At 73.7% G+C, this 16,567-nt stretch carries 14 protein-coding genes and 1 pseudogene; 6 read left to right on the top strand and 9 right to left on the bottom strand.

Features of this window, described 5'->3' with window-relative positions:
• Positions 1–255: 255 nt before the first annotated feature.
• A pseudogene (locus QFZ74_RS02135) lies at positions 256–2,643 on the bottom strand (hypothetical protein); the annotation flags it as partial.
• Between the two features lie 296 nt (positions 2,644–2,939).
• On the opposite strand from QFZ74_RS02135, the gene QFZ74_RS02140 reads away from it, so the two are divergent.
• The gene (locus tag QFZ74_RS02140) at positions 2,940–3,770 is read left to right on the top strand and encodes a DeoR/GlpR family DNA-binding transcription regulator (protein ID WP_307619065.1); all 831 of its coding nucleotides are present in this window, start codon (positions 2,940–2,942) and stop codon (positions 3,768–3,770) included.
• Positions 3,771–3,775: 5 nt separating this feature from the next.
• On the opposite strand, the gene QFZ74_RS02145 is transcribed toward QFZ74_RS02140, so the two are convergent.
• Positions 3,776–4,900, bottom strand: coding sequence for a PLP-dependent cysteine synthase family protein (locus QFZ74_RS02145; protein WP_307619066.1), 1,125 nt, complete (start codon positions 4,898–4,900; stop codon positions 3,776–3,778).
• Between the two features lie 410 nt (positions 4,901–5,310).
• Between QFZ74_RS02145 and QFZ74_RS02150 the strand changes: the two genes are divergently transcribed.
• Both QFZ74_RS02150 and QFZ74_RS02155 read left to right on the top strand, forming a co-directional pair.
• A complete protein-coding gene (locus tag QFZ74_RS02150; protein WP_307619067.1) occupies positions 5,311–5,634 on the top strand; it encodes a hypothetical protein in 324 nt (107 codons plus the stop codon).
• Between the two features lie 208 nt (positions 5,635–5,842).
• The gene (locus QFZ74_RS02155; RefSeq protein ID WP_307619068.1) at positions 5,843–6,490 is read left to right on the top strand and encodes an ATP-binding protein; all 648 of its coding nucleotides are present in this window, start codon (positions 5,843–5,845) and stop codon (positions 6,488–6,490) included.
• 48 nt (positions 6,491–6,538) lie between these two features.
• Here QFZ74_RS02155 and QFZ74_RS02160 read toward each other — a convergent pair whose 3' ends face one another.
• Genes QFZ74_RS02160 through QFZ74_RS02170 form a run of 3 tightly spaced genes read right to left on the bottom strand, consistent with a single transcriptional unit; the run spans position 6,539 to position 10,145 of the window.
• Positions 6,539–9,100 carry an ABC transporter permease gene (locus tag QFZ74_RS02160; RefSeq protein WP_307619069.1) on the bottom strand — a complete coding sequence of 854 codons (2,562 nt, stop codon included), beginning with the start codon at positions 9,098–9,100 and terminating at the stop codon, positions 6,539–6,541.
• Positions 9,097–9,855, bottom strand: coding sequence for an ABC transporter ATP-binding protein (locus QFZ74_RS02165; RefSeq protein ID WP_307619070.1), 759 nt, complete (start codon positions 9,853–9,855; stop codon positions 9,097–9,099). Before QFZ74_RS02165 ends, QFZ74_RS02160 begins: the two co-directional genes overlap by 4 nt.
• On the bottom strand, positions 9,852–10,145 hold the full coding sequence (locus QFZ74_RS02170; RefSeq protein WP_307619071.1) for an SHOCT domain-containing protein: 294 nt from the start codon (positions 10,143–10,145) through the stop codon (positions 9,852–9,854). Before QFZ74_RS02170 ends, QFZ74_RS02165 begins: the two co-directional genes overlap by 4 nt.
• Positions 10,146–10,331: 186 nt before the next feature.
• Here QFZ74_RS02170 and QFZ74_RS02175 point away from each other — a divergent pair, with 186 nt between their 5' ends.
• Complete coding sequence (locus QFZ74_RS02175) at positions 10,332–10,907, top strand: TetR/AcrR family transcriptional regulator (protein ID WP_307619072.1); 576 nt, start codon at positions 10,332–10,334, stop codon at positions 10,905–10,907.
• Between the two features lie 32 nt (positions 10,908–10,939).
• Positions 10,940–11,524 (top strand): DUF4865 family protein, encoded by a 585-nt coding sequence (locus QFZ74_RS02180; RefSeq protein ID WP_307619073.1) that lies wholly within the window; start codon positions 10,940–10,942, stop codon positions 11,522–11,524.
• 55 nt (positions 11,525–11,579) lie between these two features.
• On the opposite strand, the gene QFZ74_RS02185 is transcribed toward QFZ74_RS02180, so the two are convergent.
• Both QFZ74_RS02185 and QFZ74_RS02190 read right to left on the bottom strand, forming a co-directional pair.
• Positions 11,580–12,827 (bottom strand): ROK family protein, encoded by a 1,248-nt coding sequence (locus QFZ74_RS02185; protein WP_307619074.1) that lies wholly within the window; start codon positions 12,825–12,827, stop codon positions 11,580–11,582.
• 61 nt (positions 12,828–12,888) lie between these two features.
• Complete coding sequence (locus QFZ74_RS02190) at positions 12,889–13,542, bottom strand: alpha-ketoglutarate-dependent dioxygenase AlkB (protein WP_307619075.1); 654 nt, start codon at positions 13,540–13,542, stop codon at positions 12,889–12,891.
• Between the two features lie 123 nt (positions 13,543–13,665).
• On the opposite strand from QFZ74_RS02190, the gene QFZ74_RS02195 reads away from it, so the two are divergent.
• Positions 13,666–14,799, top strand: coding sequence for a methyltransferase (locus tag QFZ74_RS02195; protein WP_307624022.1), 1,134 nt, complete (start codon positions 13,666–13,668; stop codon positions 14,797–14,799).
• Positions 14,800–14,905: 106 nt separating this feature from the next.
• On the opposite strand, the gene QFZ74_RS02200 is transcribed toward QFZ74_RS02195, so the two are convergent.
• Together QFZ74_RS02200 and QFZ74_RS02205 are read right to left on the bottom strand one after the other, a co-directional pair.
• Positions 14,906–16,090 carry an RNA polymerase sigma factor gene (locus tag QFZ74_RS02200; protein ID WP_307619076.1) on the bottom strand — a complete coding sequence of 395 codons (1,185 nt, stop codon included), beginning with the start codon at positions 16,088–16,090 and terminating at the stop codon, positions 14,906–14,908.
• 8 nt (positions 16,091–16,098) lie between these two features.
• Positions 16,099–16,506: a YciI family protein gene (locus QFZ74_RS02205; protein ID WP_307619077.1), complete on the bottom strand. Its 408-nt coding sequence runs from the start codon at positions 16,504–16,506 to the stop codon at positions 16,099–16,101.
• Positions 16,507–16,567: the final 61 nt, after the last annotated feature.

Below are 16,567 nucleotides of genomic sequence, written 5' to 3' on the forward strand. Positions count from 1 at the left end.
GGTGGCGCCGATGGCCGCGATGACCTGTGCGGTGTCCGACGGCATCAGCGTCCCGTGCTGCTGGAATCCCCCGACGGCGCTGCGCGTGCAGGCCCACGCCACCACGAACGCGACGACGGAGACCAGCAACAGCACGGCGGCCTGCAGCAGTTCGGGCGCGCTGAGCCTCTCGGAGCGTCCGGATGCGGCCGCGAGCGGGGCCGGGGGCGGCACCGTCACGACCGGCACGGTGACCTCCGCGCGCCCGCGCGGCGTCGCGACGCTCCGGCCCCGGTGTTCCGGCCGCCGCTCTTCGCGGGTGCGGGGCCGTGGCAGCTCGGGGCGCAGCCGGGCCAGCAGCCGCTCGCGTTCCTCGGCGAAGGCCGGGTCGGCCTGGTAGTCGGAGTGGCCGAGGATCGGGGCGGGGAGCGGGTGCTGGACCGTGCGGCCGTACGCCAGCGGGTCCTTGAGCGGTTCGCGGTCGACGTCGGGGCCGCAGTCGCCGGGCAGCCGGATCGGTCCGCCGATGGGGTCGGTGAGCCGGTAGAGGTTGCGCCAGCAGGCGACCTCCCGGTGCAGGGAGCCGAGCGCGGCGGGGCCGAAGTGGGCCGGGAACCAGCGCCCGTACAGCCGCTCCAGCGGCGAACCGTAGGTGAGCAGGGCGACCCGCTTGCGGACGGACGGCGTGAGCTGCCAGGCCGCGGCGGCCGCGAGGACGCTGCCCTGCGAGTGCCCGGAGAGGACCAGGCGGCCGCCGGTGTGCCGTGTCCAGGTCGCCATCCGCCAGGTCAGGTCGGGCACCGCGCGCTCGGCGTAGCAGGGCGGGGCGAAGGGGTGGGCGGCGCGCGGCCAGAAGGTGCCGACGTCCCAGAGGATGCCGATGGTGCGCCGGGCCGAGGCGTCCTTGTAAGCGCGTCGGCCCCAGGTGACGAACAGTATGAAACCGAGTCCGACGAGCCAGGAGCCCAGCGCCTGGGAGGTCGCGGCGGCGCCCTGCACGACGGCGTACGCCTCCCGGGTCGCGTCGTCGGGGGTCTCGCCGGTCGCTCCGGCGCCGATCAGCGCGCCGGCGCCCAGCAGCAGCGTGGCCACGGCCACGACGGCGATGACCAGGGGTGCCTGGTCGGTGAGTGCGGCCATGGCGCGGGTGCGGGCGATGCGGCGGGTACGTGAGACGTCCTCGGGTTCGTCCTGGTGGTCGCGTGCCACTCGGCTCCGCTCGGCGCGGCTGAGCCGCCAGGTCCGCCAGGACAGCCAGGCGACGACTCCGAGGAGCGCGACGAGGAAGGGCGGGATGATCGACGCCTGCCAGGTGAGCAGCACGGGCGGGCCGTCGATGGAGGCGCGGGTGCCGTCCAGCCAGTCGGCCACGCGCTGGGCGACACCGCCCGAGATGACCCCGCCCAGCGCGCAGGCCAGCAGTGCGACCGCCGGTCCGCCGAGTCCGCGCATCGCGGGCCGGGCATCGGCGGGCGGGTCTCCCGCCTCGCCGGGTCCGCGGGTGCGGTGCAGGAGGTGGGCGACGACACCGACGGCGATGACGAGCGCGCCTTGCACCAGCGCGATGCCGCCGAAGGCGGGGTCCCCCGGCAGTCGGCCGGACGAGTGCCAGCCGGGCCGGGACCAGCCGGCGTAGAGCAGGGTGAGCAGCAGCAGGGCGAGGGCGCCGAGGGGCAGTCGGCGGACGAGGTGGGAGTCCAGCTCCCGGTCGAGGCGGTGCTCGCTGCGGCCCCGGCGGCAGACGACGCCCACCACGAAGGCGGCAGCGGCGCACAGGGCCACGATCAGGAGATCGCCGAGGGTGTCGAGGATCGCGGGGCCGCCGGGCCGCCGGTCGAAGCGGGCCGCCGGGAGGGCGACCGCCGCGGCGACTGTCAGCAGTCCGGCCGCGGTGTGGGCGGCGCGCAGCCGGGCCACCAGCCGGCGTCCGTACCAGAAACCGGGGCTGCCCAGCGCGGCCTGTCCGTGCGGGTCGCCGGGCCCGGGGGCGTGGGTCGCCGGCGGCTGGGACTCGTAGGCGTTCCAGGTGCGGTGGGAGAGGTACCAGAGCAGGCCGGTGAGGGCGGTGGGCAGGAGGGCCGCCAGGGCGAGGCGGCGTCCGGGCAGGCTCCACCAGCCGTCGTCGGAGGCGGCGGGCGAGAGGAAGCCGAGCCAGGTGTGCCGGCCTGCGCAGGCCTCGACTCCGGCGCACTGCCAGGCGGTGAGGTCCAGGGCGACCTCGCAGGCCGCCGCGACCAGCAGGACGGTGAGGGTGAGCCCGGCGAGCCGGACCAGCAGGCCGTACAGGCGTGCCGTGGCGGTCCGTTCGCGGGCAGCGGGGCGCATCCAGTGGGCGAGGTTGACGACCATGAAGGGCAGCAGTAACAGCCACAGGGCGCGGGTGCCGTTCCCGGAGGTGAGGTTGCACCAGACGTACGCCTCGGGCACGGCTCTGCCCCGGTAGTCCTCGGGGCGGGCCTCCGCGTCGGCGTCCTCGGCGCGGCGGAAGACGGCGGCCGTGTGGTCGCCGGTGATCCGCACCGTGCGCGGGTCGCCGAGCATCTTCTCGGGTGTGGTGCCGCCGACCCCGTGGACCAGGAGCTCCAGGTCGGTCTCGGCTTCGGCGGGTCCGGCGGGCAGGCCGCCGGCCCGGTCCGCGGCGGCGTGTTCCTGCGCAGGTTCCACTGTTCTCGCACTCCCCCGTGGTCCGGCGACGGCATCTGCTCGTGCGGCCACCAGGATTCTCCGTGGCCGCCGTGGCGTACACCTCTCCTCACGGAATCTCCCCGATCCGGGTGACATCCGGTGCGCGGAGACGGGGCTGGTGTGGCATGTGCGCGGCGGGACGGGCGGGTGGCGCGGCGGGCCGCCGGCCGTGAAAAGATGAGACGCCCGCGCACCGTAGCCGGGCGGAAGCCGCTGGTCGGAGCCAGGGCGGCAGGCGTTGTCGGACGACTTGAGGCGAGAGGACCGGAGCGTACGTGAGTGAGAATCAGAACCTCCTCGCGGAGCAGCGCCGCGCCCTGATCGTGGACGAGGTCCGCCGCCGCGGCGGCGTCCGCGTGAACGAACTGACCCGCAAGCTCGGGGTGTCGGACATGACCGTGCGCCGCGATCTGGACGCGCTGGCCCGCCAGGGCGTGCTGGAGAAGGTGCACGGCGGCGCGGTGCCGCTGGTCGAGGCGAGCACGCACGAGCCGGGGTTCGAGGCCAAGTCGGCTCTGGAGCTGACCGCCAAGGAGGACATCGCGCGGGCGGCGGCCCAGTTGGTCGCGCCGGGCACGGCGATCGCGCTGTCCGGGGGTACGACGACCTACGCGCTCGCGCACCAGCTGCTGGAGATGCCCGACCTGACCGTGGTGACGAACTCGGTGCGGGTGGCGGACGTCTTCCACTCCGCGCAGCGCAGCTCGGGGCAGCGGCAGGGCGCGGCCACGGTGGTGCTGACCGGTGGGGTGCGCACCCCCTCCGACTCGCTGGTGGGTCCGGTGGCCGACCAGGCCATCGCGGCGCTCCATTTCGACGTGCTGTTCCTGGGTGTGCACGGCATATCGGCCGAGGCCGGACTGTCGACGCCGAACCTCGCCGAGGCGGAGACCAACCGGCGCCTGGTGCAGTCGGCGCGGCGGGTCGTGGTGGTCGCCGACCACACCAAGTGGGGCACGGTGGGCCTGAGTTCGTTCGCCTCGCTCGACCAGGTCGACACGCTCGTGACGGACACGGGGCTGCCTGCCGAGGCGCGGGCGGAGATCTCCGAGTATCTGCCGCGGCTGGTGGTCGCGGGCGAGCCCGAGGACGGCCCGGAGAGCTGACCGGCTCAGTCCGGCCAGACGCCCGTCGCGAGGAGCGAGTCGATGGCGGCCGTGTACGGGCCGATGTCCAGGCCCTGTTCCTCCAGCCAGGAGTCCGAGTAGTACTTGTCGAGGTAGCGGTCCCCGGGGTCGCACAGCAGGGTGACCACGCTGCCCGTACGCCCCTCGGCCACCATCTCGGAGATGATCTTCAGGGCGCTCCACAGCCCGGTGCCCGTCGAGCCGCCTGCCTTGCGGCCGATGTTCTGCTCCAGGGCGCGTACGGCGGCGACGGTGGCTCCGTCCGGGACCTTCATCATGCGGTCGATCGCGCCGGGCACGAAGCTCGGCTCCATGCGCGGGCGTCCGATGCCCTCGATCCGCGAGCCGCAGTCGCAGGTGACGTCCGGATCGCCGGTGGTCCAGCCCTCGAAGAAGCAGGAGTTCTCCGGGTCGGCGACACAGATGCGGGTGTCGTGCTGCATGTAGTGGACGTAGCGCGCGAGGGTCGCGGAGGTGCCGCCGGTGCCCGCGGTGGCGACGATCCACGCGGGCTCGGGAAACCGCTCCAACTCCAGCTGGCGGAAGATGGATTCGGCGATGTTGTTGTTGCCGCGCCAGTCCGTGGCCCGCTCGGCGTAGGTGAACTGGTCCATGTAGTGGCCGCCGGTCTCGGCCGCGAGGCGGGCCGACTCCTCGTACATATTGCGCGGGTCGTCCACGAAGTGGCACTGGCCGCCGTGGAATTCGATCAGGCGGCACTTCTCCGCACTCGTCGTGCGCGGCATGACGGCGATGAAGGGCACGCCGATCAGCTTGGCGAAGTACGCCTCGGACACGGCCGTCGAACCGCTGGACGCCTCGATCACGGGCCGGCCGGGGCGGATCCAGCCATTGCACAGGCCGTAGAGGAAGAGGGAGCGGGCGAGCCGGTGCTTGAGGCTTCCGGTCGGATGGGTCGACTCGTCCTTGAGGTACAGGTCGATGCCCCACCGCTCCGGCAGCGGAAAGCGCAGGAGATGGGTGTCGGCGGAGCGGTTGGCGTCCGCCTGGACCTTGCGGACGGCTTCTTTGAGCCAGCCGCGGTACGCCGCGTCGCTGCGGTCGACGTCCAAAGTGGCACCGGTCCGGGACGGTGAGGTGGCGCTCACGACAAGGCTCCTTACGCTGGCACCGATGGCGCCGGGCACGGCCGCCGCCCCGATGATAGACACCTTCCGTACGCTTCTCACCTGCATAAACACACCTTTGGGAAGCTCAAAGGCCCGCCTGGGGCAGGGATCGATGAGGACACAGGGGTCGCGCGGACGCGTTCGGGGAAACGTGCGGGGAAACGTCCGGAGGAGCGCGGCGTGAAGCGTTCGGAGCGGCGCGTGGGGGCGCGTTCCGTGAACGCTCCGCGCGCTCCCGGCGGTCGCACCGCGCGCACTGGTGCCGGGCGCCGGGTGCGGGCAGACTGCACCCGGACGGGACGGCCGTCCCGCGCGGACGCGTTCACATACGCACGCGGGAGACGCACCGGATCGCGGCACGGCCGACACGCACGAGGGGGCGGGCCAGGATGGCGGAGCCGGAATTCACGGCCAAGGGCGTACGGATCGGGAAGCGGCTGCGTTCGCTCACCCGGGCCGGCCAGGTCCGGATCGCCGACGGCAGGCTGGAGTTGCTCACCAGCTACGGCAGCGAGATCGACAGCGCTCCGGTGCAGGCCGTACGTGCGTCGAAACCCTGGTTCGGCCCGGACGACCGGGCCTTGGCCGACGTGAACGGCACCCGGTACCAGTTGACCCTCGGCGGCCACGATCCCGCACCGGGCGAGGCGGGCCCGCCTCCCGCACGCCGGTTCATCGAGGCGGTGCGCAAGGCGGCGGGGCGCGGCCGTTGAGGGATCGCACGGTGTCGTCGGGGAATCCGGCCGCGAGTTGCGGGACCCCAGCCGCTGGGTCACGCTGGTCTCACGTCACTCTGGGTTTACCGGCGATAACGCGCTGCGAACCAGCCCGCCGGCCACAGCAGGCGGTGTTCGGACGCGCGCCACCCTGCTGGATCCGTCCTCCGTGTTCTTCCGGACCTCACGTCGGGGAGTCGCAGTCGTGATCAGTCATCCGAGCAGGCACTGCACCGTGGAGCTTCAGGCTCTGCCCTCGCGGATCGGTCAGGTCCGCAGAATCGTATCTGCGCACTTGCGCTACTGGCATCTGGATCCGTTGATAGACCGGGCCGCGCTCGGTGTGACGGAGCTGCTGACCAACGTTCACCAGCATGCCCGGCCCGACAAGTCGTGCACCGTCGAGCTGGAGTTGCTGCTCGACCGGCTCACGGTCTCCGTACGCGACCACGATCCGCGCCTGCCTGTGGTGGCGGACGTGGACGACGCGTCGGACTCCGCTCCCCTGGACACCTGCGGGCGTGGCCTGGCGATGGTGGCCGCGCTGAGCGAGAGCTGGGGAGCGCGGCCGGACGGCGACGACGGCAAGGTCGTGTGGTTCACGCTGCCCGCGACCGCCGAGCCGAAGCCGCAGCCGGTCCGCGTGCCGAGCCGTACGACGGACGGGCCGCGCACGGCCGAGCCACCCGCGCGCCGGTTCGTGGACGTGGAGACCGTCCCGTTGGAACCTGCGGTCCTGGAGTCCGCGCCCCGGCTCGTGGACGTGGACGTCGCACCCACGGCCTGCGCGCCGGTGGCGGCTCATGCTCCCGCCGCGGCACACGCTCCCGCCCGGTCGGCCGTTGTCGGCTGACCGGGCGGTGACCTACTCCGTCGGCTGACGTGCGAGGCCGCGCGCGGTTCACTCCGTGGCGATGGCCCGCAGCACGTCCAGGCGAGCCGCCCGCCGGGCCGGACGCAACCCCGCCAGGGCTCCGGCGGCGAGGCCCACCAGGGCGACCACCGCGAGCCGGCCGGGCGGGATCGCGAAGGCGAAGGCGCTGTCGCTCGCGCCGTCCGAGGCCTTCACCAGCACCCAGCCGAGGAAGGCGCCGAGGCCGAGACCCCCTGCGGTGCCGAACGCGGCGACCAGCACCGACTCCCAGCGGACCATGGCCCGCAGCCCGGACCGGGTCTGCCCGACGGCCCTGAGCAGCCCCAGTTCCCGGGTGCGCTCGTGGAGGGCCAGCGTCAGCGTGTTGGCGATGCCGAGCAGGGCGATGAACACCGCGAGGGCGAGCAGGGCGTAGACAAGGGTCAGCATCATGTCGATCCCCGACGCCGAGGACTGCGCGTACTCGTCACGGGTCTGCACCTGCGGATGGCCGTAGCGGGCCGCGGCCTTCTCCACCGCCGCCTTGCCCGCGTCCGGGTCGACGCCCGGACGGAAGGAGACGGCGACGAGGGTGTCCGCGTCCTGGGTGCGGTGCGGTGCCCAGGCAGCGCGGGTGATGACGTAGTCACCGGCGAGTTCGGACCGGTCGTAGACCGCGCGGACGGTGAAGTCCTGCCGCTTGCCGTCGGTGAAGGTGAGCCGGGCGGTGTCGCCGGTGGTGAGATGCTGTCGGTCGGCCTCCTTCTTCGTGACCGCGAGGCCGTCGGCCCCGAGGTCGCGCAGCGAGCCGTGCACCGTACCGAGGTCGAAGCTGCGGGCCAGTGCGGCCGGGTCGGTGACGGTCAACGCGCGCCCGCTGCCGTCGACTTCGGCGACGCCTCGGCCCAGGCCGACGGCGGTGTCCACCTCCGGCAGCCATCGCAGCGCCGGGGCGAGTGCGGGGCTGAGTCCGCTGCCGCCGGCGCCGAACGACGGGGTGCTGACCGCGACGTCGCCCGCGAAGGACCGGGACACGGTCTGGTCCATGGTGGCCTTGAGCGAGGCGCCGAACACCGTGAACAGCGAGACCACGGCCACGCCGATCATCAGCGCGCTCGCCGTGGCGGCCGTCCGCCTCGGGCTGCGCAGCGCGTTGCGCCGGGCGAGGCCGCCGGTCACCCCGCGCAGCCGGTCGAGGGGGCCGCCCAGGAGACGTACGGCGATGGAGGAGGCGACCGGGCCGAGCACGACGAAGGCGACCAGGGCGAGGAAGGCGCCGGCTCCCGCCAGCCACACGGACGGTGTGGCGAGGACGCCGGTCAGCGCCACCGCGACCGCGAGCACCGCTAGTCCGCAGCCGGCGGCGGCGCGGACGCGCGAGGCGCCCGAGGTGTCGACGGCGGTCTCGCGCAGGGCGGCCAGCGGGGCGGTGCGTCCGGCGCGTACGGCGGGCAGCAGCGCCGAGCCGAGACAGACCAGGATGCCGACCGCGAGCGGCAGGGCCAGCGACAGGGTCGTGACCACCAAGTCGCCGTCGGGGAACGGGAATCCGACGACCGGGAAGAGCGCCTGGAGCCCGGCGGCGATCCCGATGCCACCCGCGAGTCCGGCGGCGGATGCGGTCACCGCCACGCCGGTCGCCTCCACGAGGGTCGACGCGGTCACCTGGCGGCGGGAGGCGCCAAGAGCGCGCAACAGGGCGTTCTCGCGGGCGCGCCCGGCCACGACGATCGCGAAGGTGTTGTGGATGGAGAACGTCGCGACCAGCAGGGCGACACCGGAGAACACGAGCAGGAAGGTGGTGAAGACGCTCAGGAACTGGCTGGAGATCATGTCCGTGTTCTCCCGGGCCGACTCCTGCCCGGTGATGGCCTCGACTCCCTTGGGCAGCACAGGAGTCAGCCGGTCGACGAGCTCCTGCTGGCCGACACCGGACGCGGCCCGCACCTGGATGCTCGCCGCCTGACCCGGCCGGGCGGTGAGGTACTTCTCGGCGTCGGCCTGCGTCATGCCGGTGAAGGTCACCTGCCCCATGCCGTCCGCGCCGCCGAAGGTCGCGAGACCGACGACGGTCACACGGACCGGGTCGGGCGTGCGCAGCGTGGTCGTGTCACCGATCTTCAGGCCGCCCTTCTTCGCGGCACCGCGGTTGACGACGACCTCGCCGGACTTCTCCGGGGTGCGGCCCTCGGCGAGCCGGTACGGATTGAGCCGCGGGTCGGTGATCCAGTTACCGGCGAGAGTGGGCGGGCCCTGGCCGCCGACGGGTTGCCCGTCGGCGCCGACGAGTTGGCCCGCGCCCTGGATGGTCGGGGCGGCCGCCGCGGCGCCCGGGACCCGCTCGACGGTCCGGATCAGTTCCGTGTCCACCGGCTGACGTACGCCCTGAGCCTCGCCGGGGGTCGTGATGGCGTCGGCGCTGCGCACCACGGCGTCCGTGCCGCTGGTCGCCTCGCCGAACATCGTGTCGAAGCTCGCGCGCAGCGTCTCCCCCATGACCAGGGTCCCGGCGAGGAACGCGACGCCGAGGAACACCGCGAGGAAGGTCCCGGCGAAGCGGCGCCGGTGGGCGCGCAGCGAGGACAGGCTCAGGCGCAGCGCGGCGTTCACGACCGCACCTCGAAGGCCTTCATGCGGTCCAGGACCGTGTCGGCGGTCGGGGACTCGATGCGGTCGACCAGGCGGCCGTCCGCGAGGAAGACGACCTCGTCGGCGTGGGCGGCGGCGACCGGGTCGTGGGTGACCATGACGACGGTGCGCCCGGTCCGCCGTACGGCGTCGCCGAGGAGTCCGAGGACCTCCTGGCCGGAGCGTGAGTCGAGGTTGCCGGTGGGCTCGTCGGCGAAGACGACCTCGGGCCGGCCGGCGAACGCCCGTGCCACGGCGACGCGTTGCTGCTGGCCGCCGGAGAGTTCGGACGGCCGGTGGTGGAGCCGGTCGCGCAGTCCGACGACGTCGACGAGCGCGTCGATCCACTCCGGGTCTCCCCCGCCGCCGGCCAGGTCCAGCGGCAGGGTGATGTTCTCGGCGACGGTGAGCGTGGGCACCAGGTTGAACGCCTGGAAGACGAAGCCGACGCGGTCGCGGCGCAGCAGGGTCAGGCGCCGGTCGTCGAGGGAGCCCAGGTCGGTGTCGCCGATGTAGGCGGCGCCGGAGGTGAGCGTGTCGAGTCCGGCCGCGCAGTGCATCAGGGTGGACTTGCCGGAGCCCGAGGGCCCCATGATCGCGGTGAAGCGTCCGGCCGGGAAGTCCACGTCCACGCCGTCCAGGGCGCGTACGGCGGTGTCGCCGCGGCCGTACACCTTCACGGCGCCGACGACGCGGGCTGCCGTGCGCACGCTCGTCGCCTCGGTGGCCGCCGTCATGCCGCACCGCCCTTGCCCGCGCTCCGGCCGAACTGCTCGTCCAGGACGGAGAGGCGGCGCCAGTACTCGTCCTCGTCGATCTCACCGGTGGCGAAGCGCCGGCCGAGGATCGCGATCGGCGAGTCGCCGGCCGGGCGTCCCGCGTCCATGGGGCGCCACGGTGCGCCGCGGCCGCGCCAGACCGTACGGCGCAGGACGGTCACGGCGCCGGCCACGACGGCCGCCCAGAGCAGCGGGAAGAACAGGATCCACGGGCCGGGGCCGCCGTCCCAGTTCGCCAGGGTCTGCATCTCGGTTCATCTCCTTCGTGACCTCCGGTGGAGGTGTCGTGTGGTGATGCATCGAGACTCGCCTCCCGGAGGGGTCCGCGTCGTCGTACGGCCAGCGGCAGTGGGCGTACCTCCCGGGGAGTACGCGGGCGGGCCGCCGGTCCTCCCGTGGGCGGCCGCCGCCCGATGGACTCTGTACCTACTGGTATGTACAGTGAGCGCATGAGCACCTCGGAGCGACTGATCGAGTCCACCCGCGAGCTGCTGTGGGAGCGCGGCTACATCGGGACCAGCCCCAAGGCGATCCTGGAGCGTGCGGGCGCCGGTCAGGGCAGCATGTACCACCACTTCAAGGGCAAGCCGGACCTCGCGCTGGCCGCGATCCGGCGTACGGCCGAGGAGTTGCGCGCCACCGTCGAGGAGATCCTCGGCGGACCGGGCAGCGCGTACGAGCGCGTCGAGGCGTATCTCCTGCGCGAGCGCGACGTGTTGCGCGGCTGCCCGGTGGGCCGGCTGACGATGGACCCGGACGTGATCGCGAGCGACGAACTGCGCACGCCGGTCGACGAGACGATCGCATGGGTGCGGGCGCGGCTCGCCGCCGTCGTCGAAGAGGGCAGGCAGCAGGGCGAGTTCGCGCCGCACCTGGACGGCGAGGAGGTCGCCGCGACCGTCCTTGCGACGGTGCAGGGCGGCTACGTGCTGGCGCGCGCCTCCGGTTCCCCGGCCGCCTTCGACGCGGGCGTCCGGGGCCTGCTCTCACTCCTCGCGCCCCGCGGCTGAGTCGACCACCCACCTGAGGAAGGTTCTTCCCCATGCACGCGCTGCAGTACGAGTTGGTCCTCCCCGCCGACTACGACATGGGCATCGTCCGCGAGCGCGTGCGCAGTCGCGGGCATCTGCTCGACGACTGGGACGGCATGGGCGTCAAGGCGTACCTGATCCGCGAGCGCGGCGTGCTCGGCTCGCCGGTCAACACCTATGCGCCGTTCTATCTGTGGAACACGACGGAGGGCATGAACCGCTTCCTGTGGGGCGGTCCGTTCCAGGGGATCGTCGACGACTTCGGGCGCCCCGAGGTCCGGCAGTGGTCGGGGCTGGCGTACGAGGAGGGCGTGGCCGCGAACGCGCCCGCGGCGGTGGCGGTACGGCGGCGGGAGCCGGTGCCGGAGGATGTGGAGCTGTCGGTCCTGATGGAGGAGGCCGTGCGCGAGACGGAGCGGCTGGCGGCGCGGGACGGTGCCGTCCTGGCGGCGGCCGCGGTGGACACGCGGCGCTGGGAGCTGGTCCACTTCTCGCTCTGGGAGCAGGGCGCGCCCAAGGCCGAGGGGGATGTGTTCCGGGTGCTCCATCTGTCGGCGCCGGGACGGGAGTCGCTGCGGCGCGGGCGGCAGTGGTGAGCCTGGTCCGCCCTGTGAACAGGCGCACTCCGCAGGACGTCGGCCTCGTGCCCCCTCACCCCTGAGCCAACGCCCCCAACGGATCGTCCAGCACCGGCTGCCAGGCCAACTCCGCCGCGCCGACAAGGCTGTTGAAGTCCAGCGTGCAGGGCAGGACAGGGACCTCGCCGCTCTGGCCGCCCCACAGGCTGCGGGCGGCGACGACCGCGTGGAGGCGGTCGGGGTCGGTGTCGAGCAGGGTGCGGTGCAGGCCGCCGAGGATGATGCGGTCGGGGTTGAGGATGTTGACCAGACCGGCGAGGCCGAGGCCGAGACGGTCGATCAGGGTCTCGGCGGCCCGGCGCACGGCGGGGTCGGTGTAGTGGTTGCGGAGCAGGTCGTCGGCCTGCTGGAGCAGGGACACCTCGGGGCCGGGCTCGCGGCCCGCCTCGACGAGCAGGGCCAGCGGGTCCGCCTCGACGTCCAGACAGCCGCGGCTGCCGCAGTGGCACGGGCGTCCCTCGGGGTTCACCGTGAGGTGGCCGACCTCCAGGGCGAGGCCCGAACTGCCCGTGTGCAGACGGCCGTCCAGCACCAGCGCGCCACCCACGCCGCGGTGACCGGTGGCCACGCACAGCAGGTCCCGCGCACCACGTCCCGCACCGTGCCGGTGTTCCGCGAGCGCCGCCAGGTTGACGTCGTTGCCCGCGAACGCCGGACCGGTGATCCCGGCCGCGCGCAGGCACTCGGCGAAGATACGGCGCACCGGCGCACCCACGGGCCAGGCCAGGTGCAGGGGGTTGAGGGCCAGACCGTCGGGGTCGGCGACCGCGGAGGGCACGGCGAGCCCCGCGCCCACGCAGCGCAGGCCCGTCGTCCGCAGAAGGCCGGCGCCCGCCTCCACGACGGAGCCGAGCACCTTCGCCGGGTCGGCGTCGACCGTCTCGCAGCCCGGTGCCGTCGCCACGGTCCGCCCGCCGAGGCCGACCAGCGCGGCCCGGAAGCCGTCGGCGTGCACCTGCGCGGCGAGCACGACGGGGCCGTCCTCGGCGATGTCGAGCCGGTGCGAGGGACGCCCCTGGGCACCGGCGGCCGCGCCGGGCCGGGCGTCGACCCGGATCAGGCCGAGCGCCTCCAGTTCGGCGGCGACCGCGCCGGCCGTCGCCCGGGTCACCCCCAGTTCGGCGGTGAGTACGGCACGGGTGGGTGCCCGCCCCGTGTGCAGGAGCTCCAGCGCGGGCCCGAGCGCACCGCGCCCCCGGTCCAGCCGCGCCCTCGAGGTGCCCCCTTCCCCCGCCGTCCGGGGGTCCGCCTTGCCGCTCATGAGGGTGAGTCTCCCATGATCCGTGGGCCGGACGGCCTGGCTGTCGCAACCTGGGGGGTGCCTAGAGGCCACTCACCCGCAGGGTGATGTTCAGCCGTCCGGTCAGCCCGAGCGCGGGCGGGGCGGTGCCCTCGTGCACCCGCGGCACCCCGTGGTGCGCGAGCCGGGACGCGCCGCCGAAGACGAACAGGTCACCGCTGCGCAGCTCGACGTCCGTGTAGGGCCGGCTCCGGGTCTCGGTGTTGCCGAAGCGGAAGACGCAGGTGTCGCCGAGGCTGAGCGACACCACGGGCGCCTCGGACTTCTCGTCGCTGTCGCGGTGCATGCCCATGCGGGCGTCGGCGTCGTAGAAGTTGATCAGCGCGATGTCGTACGCCGCGGAGGGCGCCGCCTGCGGACCGAGCGCGTCGGTCACCGCGCGCCGGGCGAGTTCGTCCAGCCATGCCGGGAAGGGCTTGACCGGGGCACCGTCGCCGTCGACGACCGTGCGGGCGTAGGCGTACGGGTACCAGTGCCAGCCCAGGCACACCTGGCGGGCGGTCATGGTGCCGCCGCCGGGCGTGCGGACCGTGCGCAGGCCGGCCGGCGGGCGCGCCCAGTCCCGGCAGGCCGCCAGCAGTTCGCGCTGCGCCCGGGCGTCCAGCCAGTCGGGCACGTGCACGGCACCGGGCGCGATCTCCGCGCGCGCCCTGGGGAAGAGTTCCGTCGCCTCCATACCTCCATGCTGCCCGAGAGGACCGGAGGACCGGAGGACCGGGCCGCGTCAGGGGGCTGCAAGCGGCGCCCGAGCGGCCCTGAGCTGCGGCTCCGCTAGCCTGGACGCACGATGAGCGAGCGCATGAAGACTGCCTGGGGCGAGCTGGAGCTGTCCCGCTTCCCCGAGGACCCGCGTGACCGGCTGCGAGCCTGGGACGCCTCCGACGCGTACCTGCTGCGGCATCTCGCGGAGGAGCGGGTTCCACTGACCGGCACGGTCGTGACGGTCGGGGACCGCTGGGGCGCCCTGGCCACGGCGCTCGCGGAGCACCGGCCCGTGCAGATCACCGACTCGTTCCTCGGCCAGGAGGCGACCCGGGCCAACCTCGCGCGGGCCGGCGTCGAGCCCGGTGCCGTACGACTGCTCACGACGCAGGACCCGCCGCCCGAACGCATCGACGTCCTTCTCGTACGGGTGCCGAAGAGCCTGGCGCTGCTGGAGGACCAGCTCCTGCGGCTGGCGCCCTCCGTGCACGAGGGCACGGTCGTCATCGGCACCGGCATGGTGAAGGAGATCCACACCTCGACGCTCCGGCTCTTCGAGCGCATCCTCGGCCCGACCCGGACCTCGCTCGCCCAGCAGAAGGCCCGGCTGATCTTCTGCGCCCCGGACCCGTCGCTGGCGCGCCCCGCCAACCCGTGGCCGTACAGCTACGCCCTCCCCGACGGCATCGGCCCGGTCTCCGGACGCACCGTCGTCAACCACGCGGGCGTCTTCTGCGCCGACCGGCTCGACATCGGCACGCGGTTCTTCCTCGGCCACCTGCCCGAGTCCCGGGGCGCGCAGCGGATCGTCGACCTGGGCTGCGGCAACGGTGTCGTCGGTACGGCGATGGCGCTGGCCAATCCCGAGGCCGAAGTCCTGTTCGTGGACGAGTCGTTCCAGGCGGTGGCCTCGGCGGAGGCGACGTACAAGGCGAGCGGCGCGTCCGGGCATGCCGAGTTCAGCGTCGGGGACGGGCTGGCCGGGGTGGCTCCGGGCAGCGTGGACGTCGTCCTCAACAACCCGCCCTTCCACGCCCACCAGGCGACCAGCGACGCCACCGCCTGGCGCATGTTCACCGACGCACGGCGCGCGCTGCGGCCCGGCGGCGAGCTGTGGGTGATCGGCAACCGCCACCTGGGCTATCACGTGAAGCTGCGCCGCCTGTTCGGCAACTGCGAACTGGTCGCGGGGGACCCGAAGTTCGTGGTGCTGAAGGCCGTCAACAGGTAGCGGTCAGGAAGGAGCGGCGCCCGCCGGCCGCGGGGCTGTGGTGGCAGCGGTGGCCGTGACGGCACGGGGGCGCCCCCGTGCCGCACGAGAGTCCGAGCGCGACCCGTCAGCGACCTCGGCGGGCGTTGAGCCGGGCTGCCTGGCGCGTCAGGTGGTCGCGCTCGGCGAGGTTGGGTGCCTTGTGGGCCGCCTCGGCGTACAGCCGTGCCGCCGTCGCCAGGTCGCCGTCGCGCTCGTGGAGGTACGCCGCCACCGCGTCGTGGCGGGGCAGTGCGGCGTCCACCGCCGCGAGCGCCGCCAGGCCTGCGCGTGGTCCGTCGGCCTCCCCGACGGCGACCGCGCGGTTGAGCCGGACGACCGGGCTGTCGGTCAGGCGCGCGAGCTCGTCGTACCACTCGACGATCTGCACCCAGTCGGTCTCCTCGGCGGTGGGCGCGTCGGCGTGGAGTGCCGCGATGGCGGCCTGGGCCTGGAACTCGCCCAGCCGGTCGCGGGCGAGGGCCGCCTGCAGGATCCCGACGCCCTCGGCGATCAGTGCGGTGTCCCACCGGCCGCGGTCCTGCTCGGCGAGCGGCACCAGGCTGCCGTCGGGCGCGGTCCGGGCGGCGCGCCGGGCGTGGTGGAGCAGCATGAGGGCGAGCAGCCCGGCCACCTCGGGGTGGTCGATGATGGCCGCGAGCTGCCGGGTGAGCCGGATGGCCTCGGCGGCGAGGTCGACGTCGCCGGAGTAGCCCTCGTTGAAGACGAGGTAGAGGACGCGCAGCACGGTGGCGACGTCGCCGGGCCGGTCGAAGCTTCCCCGAGCTCTCGGCTTCGCTCGAGCAGGGGAGACCCCAACGCCGGAGACGGTGCGCTTGGCCCGGCTGATGCGCTGGGCCATGGTGGCCTCGGGCACCAGGTAGGCCTCGGCGATCTGGCGGGTGGTCAGCCCGCCGACGGCGCGCAGCGTGAGCGCGACCGCCGACGCCGGGGTCAGCGACGGGTGGGCGCACAAGAAGTAGAGCTGGAGCGTGTCGTCCACCGCGGACGCCGGCCCGGGCGCCGGCTCCACCTCGACGCGGTCCTCACGCCGGCGGCGGGCCGCGTCGGCGCGGGTCGCGTCGAGGAACCGGCGCCAGGCCACGGTGACCAGCCAGCCCTTCGGGTCCCTGGGCCGTTCGGCCGGCCAGACGCGGACCGCCTCGACCAGCGCGTCCTGCACGGCGTCCTCGGCCGCCGCGAAGTCGGCTCCGCGGCGGACGAGGACGGTGAGCACGCTCGGCGTGAGGCTCCTGAGCAGGAGCTCGTCCATCGGTGACGTCAGTCCGTGATGGTGGGCGGCGTGGCCAGGAACGGGCGCACCTCCAGCCACTCGTGGATCGGCTTGCCGCCGGCCCCCGGCGCGGCCGACAGCTCCCCGGCCAGCTCGACGGCGCGCTCGTAGCTGTCGACGTCGATGATCATCCAGCCGGCGATGAGGTCCTTGGTCTCCGCGAACGGTCCGTCGGTGACCGGCGGGCGCCCCTCACCGTCGTAGCGGACCCACGCTCCCTCGGGGGCGAGCGCCTGCCCGTCGACGAACTCGCCGGTCTTCTCCAGCCGGGCCGCGAAGTCGTTCATGTACCGCACATGCGCCGAGATCTCCTCCGGGCTCCACTGGTCCATCGGCACGTCGTTGACGGAAGCCGGGGCGCCGCGGTAGTGCTTCAGCAGCAGGTACTTGGCCATCGTGGTTCTCCTCAGTGCTCGTACGACCCATTGTGGTCGCGTTCACACCGGGGACGGAGCC

Origin of the sequence: Streptomyces sp. V3I7 (assembly GCF_030817495.1) — a bacterium.
Classification (GTDB): domain Bacteria; phylum Actinomycetota; class Actinomycetes; order Streptomycetales; family Streptomycetaceae; genus Streptomyces.

Bases quoted from the DNA above. Each gene is read 5' to 3' on its own strand.
- QFZ74_RS02200 (WP_307619076.1), bottom strand. From the start codon at position 16,090: ATGGACGAGCTCCTGCTCAGGAGCCTCACGCCGAGCGTGCTCACCGTC.
- QFZ74_RS02175 (WP_307619072.1), top strand. From the start codon at position 10,332: ATGTACAGTGAGCGCATGAGCACCTCGGAGCGACTGATCGAGTCCACC.
- QFZ74_RS02195 (WP_307624022.1), top strand. From the start codon at position 13,666: ATGAAGACTGCCTGGGGCGAGCTGGAGCTGTCCCGCTTCCCCGAGGAC.
- QFZ74_RS02150 (WP_307619067.1), top strand. From the start codon at position 5,311: ATGGCGGAGCCGGAATTCACGGCCAAGGGCGTACGGATCGGGAAGCGG.
- QFZ74_RS02170 (WP_307619071.1), bottom strand. From the start codon at position 10,145: ATGCAGACCCTGGCGAACTGGGACGGCGGCCCCGGCCCGTGGATCCTG.
- QFZ74_RS02165 (WP_307619070.1), bottom strand. From the start codon at position 9,855: ATGACGGCGGCCACCGAGGCGACGAGCGTGCGCACGGCAGCCCGCGTC.
- QFZ74_RS02185 (WP_307619074.1), bottom strand. From the start codon at position 12,827: ATGAGCGGCAAGGCGGACCCCCGGACGGCGGGGGAAGGGGGCACCTCG.
- QFZ74_RS02180 (WP_307619073.1), top strand. From the start codon at position 10,940: ATGCACGCGCTGCAGTACGAGTTGGTCCTCCCCGCCGACTACGACATG.
- QFZ74_RS02190 (WP_307619075.1), bottom strand. From the start codon at position 13,542: ATGGAGGCGACGGAACTCTTCCCCAGGGCGCGCGCGGAGATCGCGCCC.
- QFZ74_RS02205 (WP_307619077.1), bottom strand. From the start codon at position 16,506: ATGGCCAAGTACCTGCTGCTGAAGCACTACCGCGGCGCCCCGGCTTCC.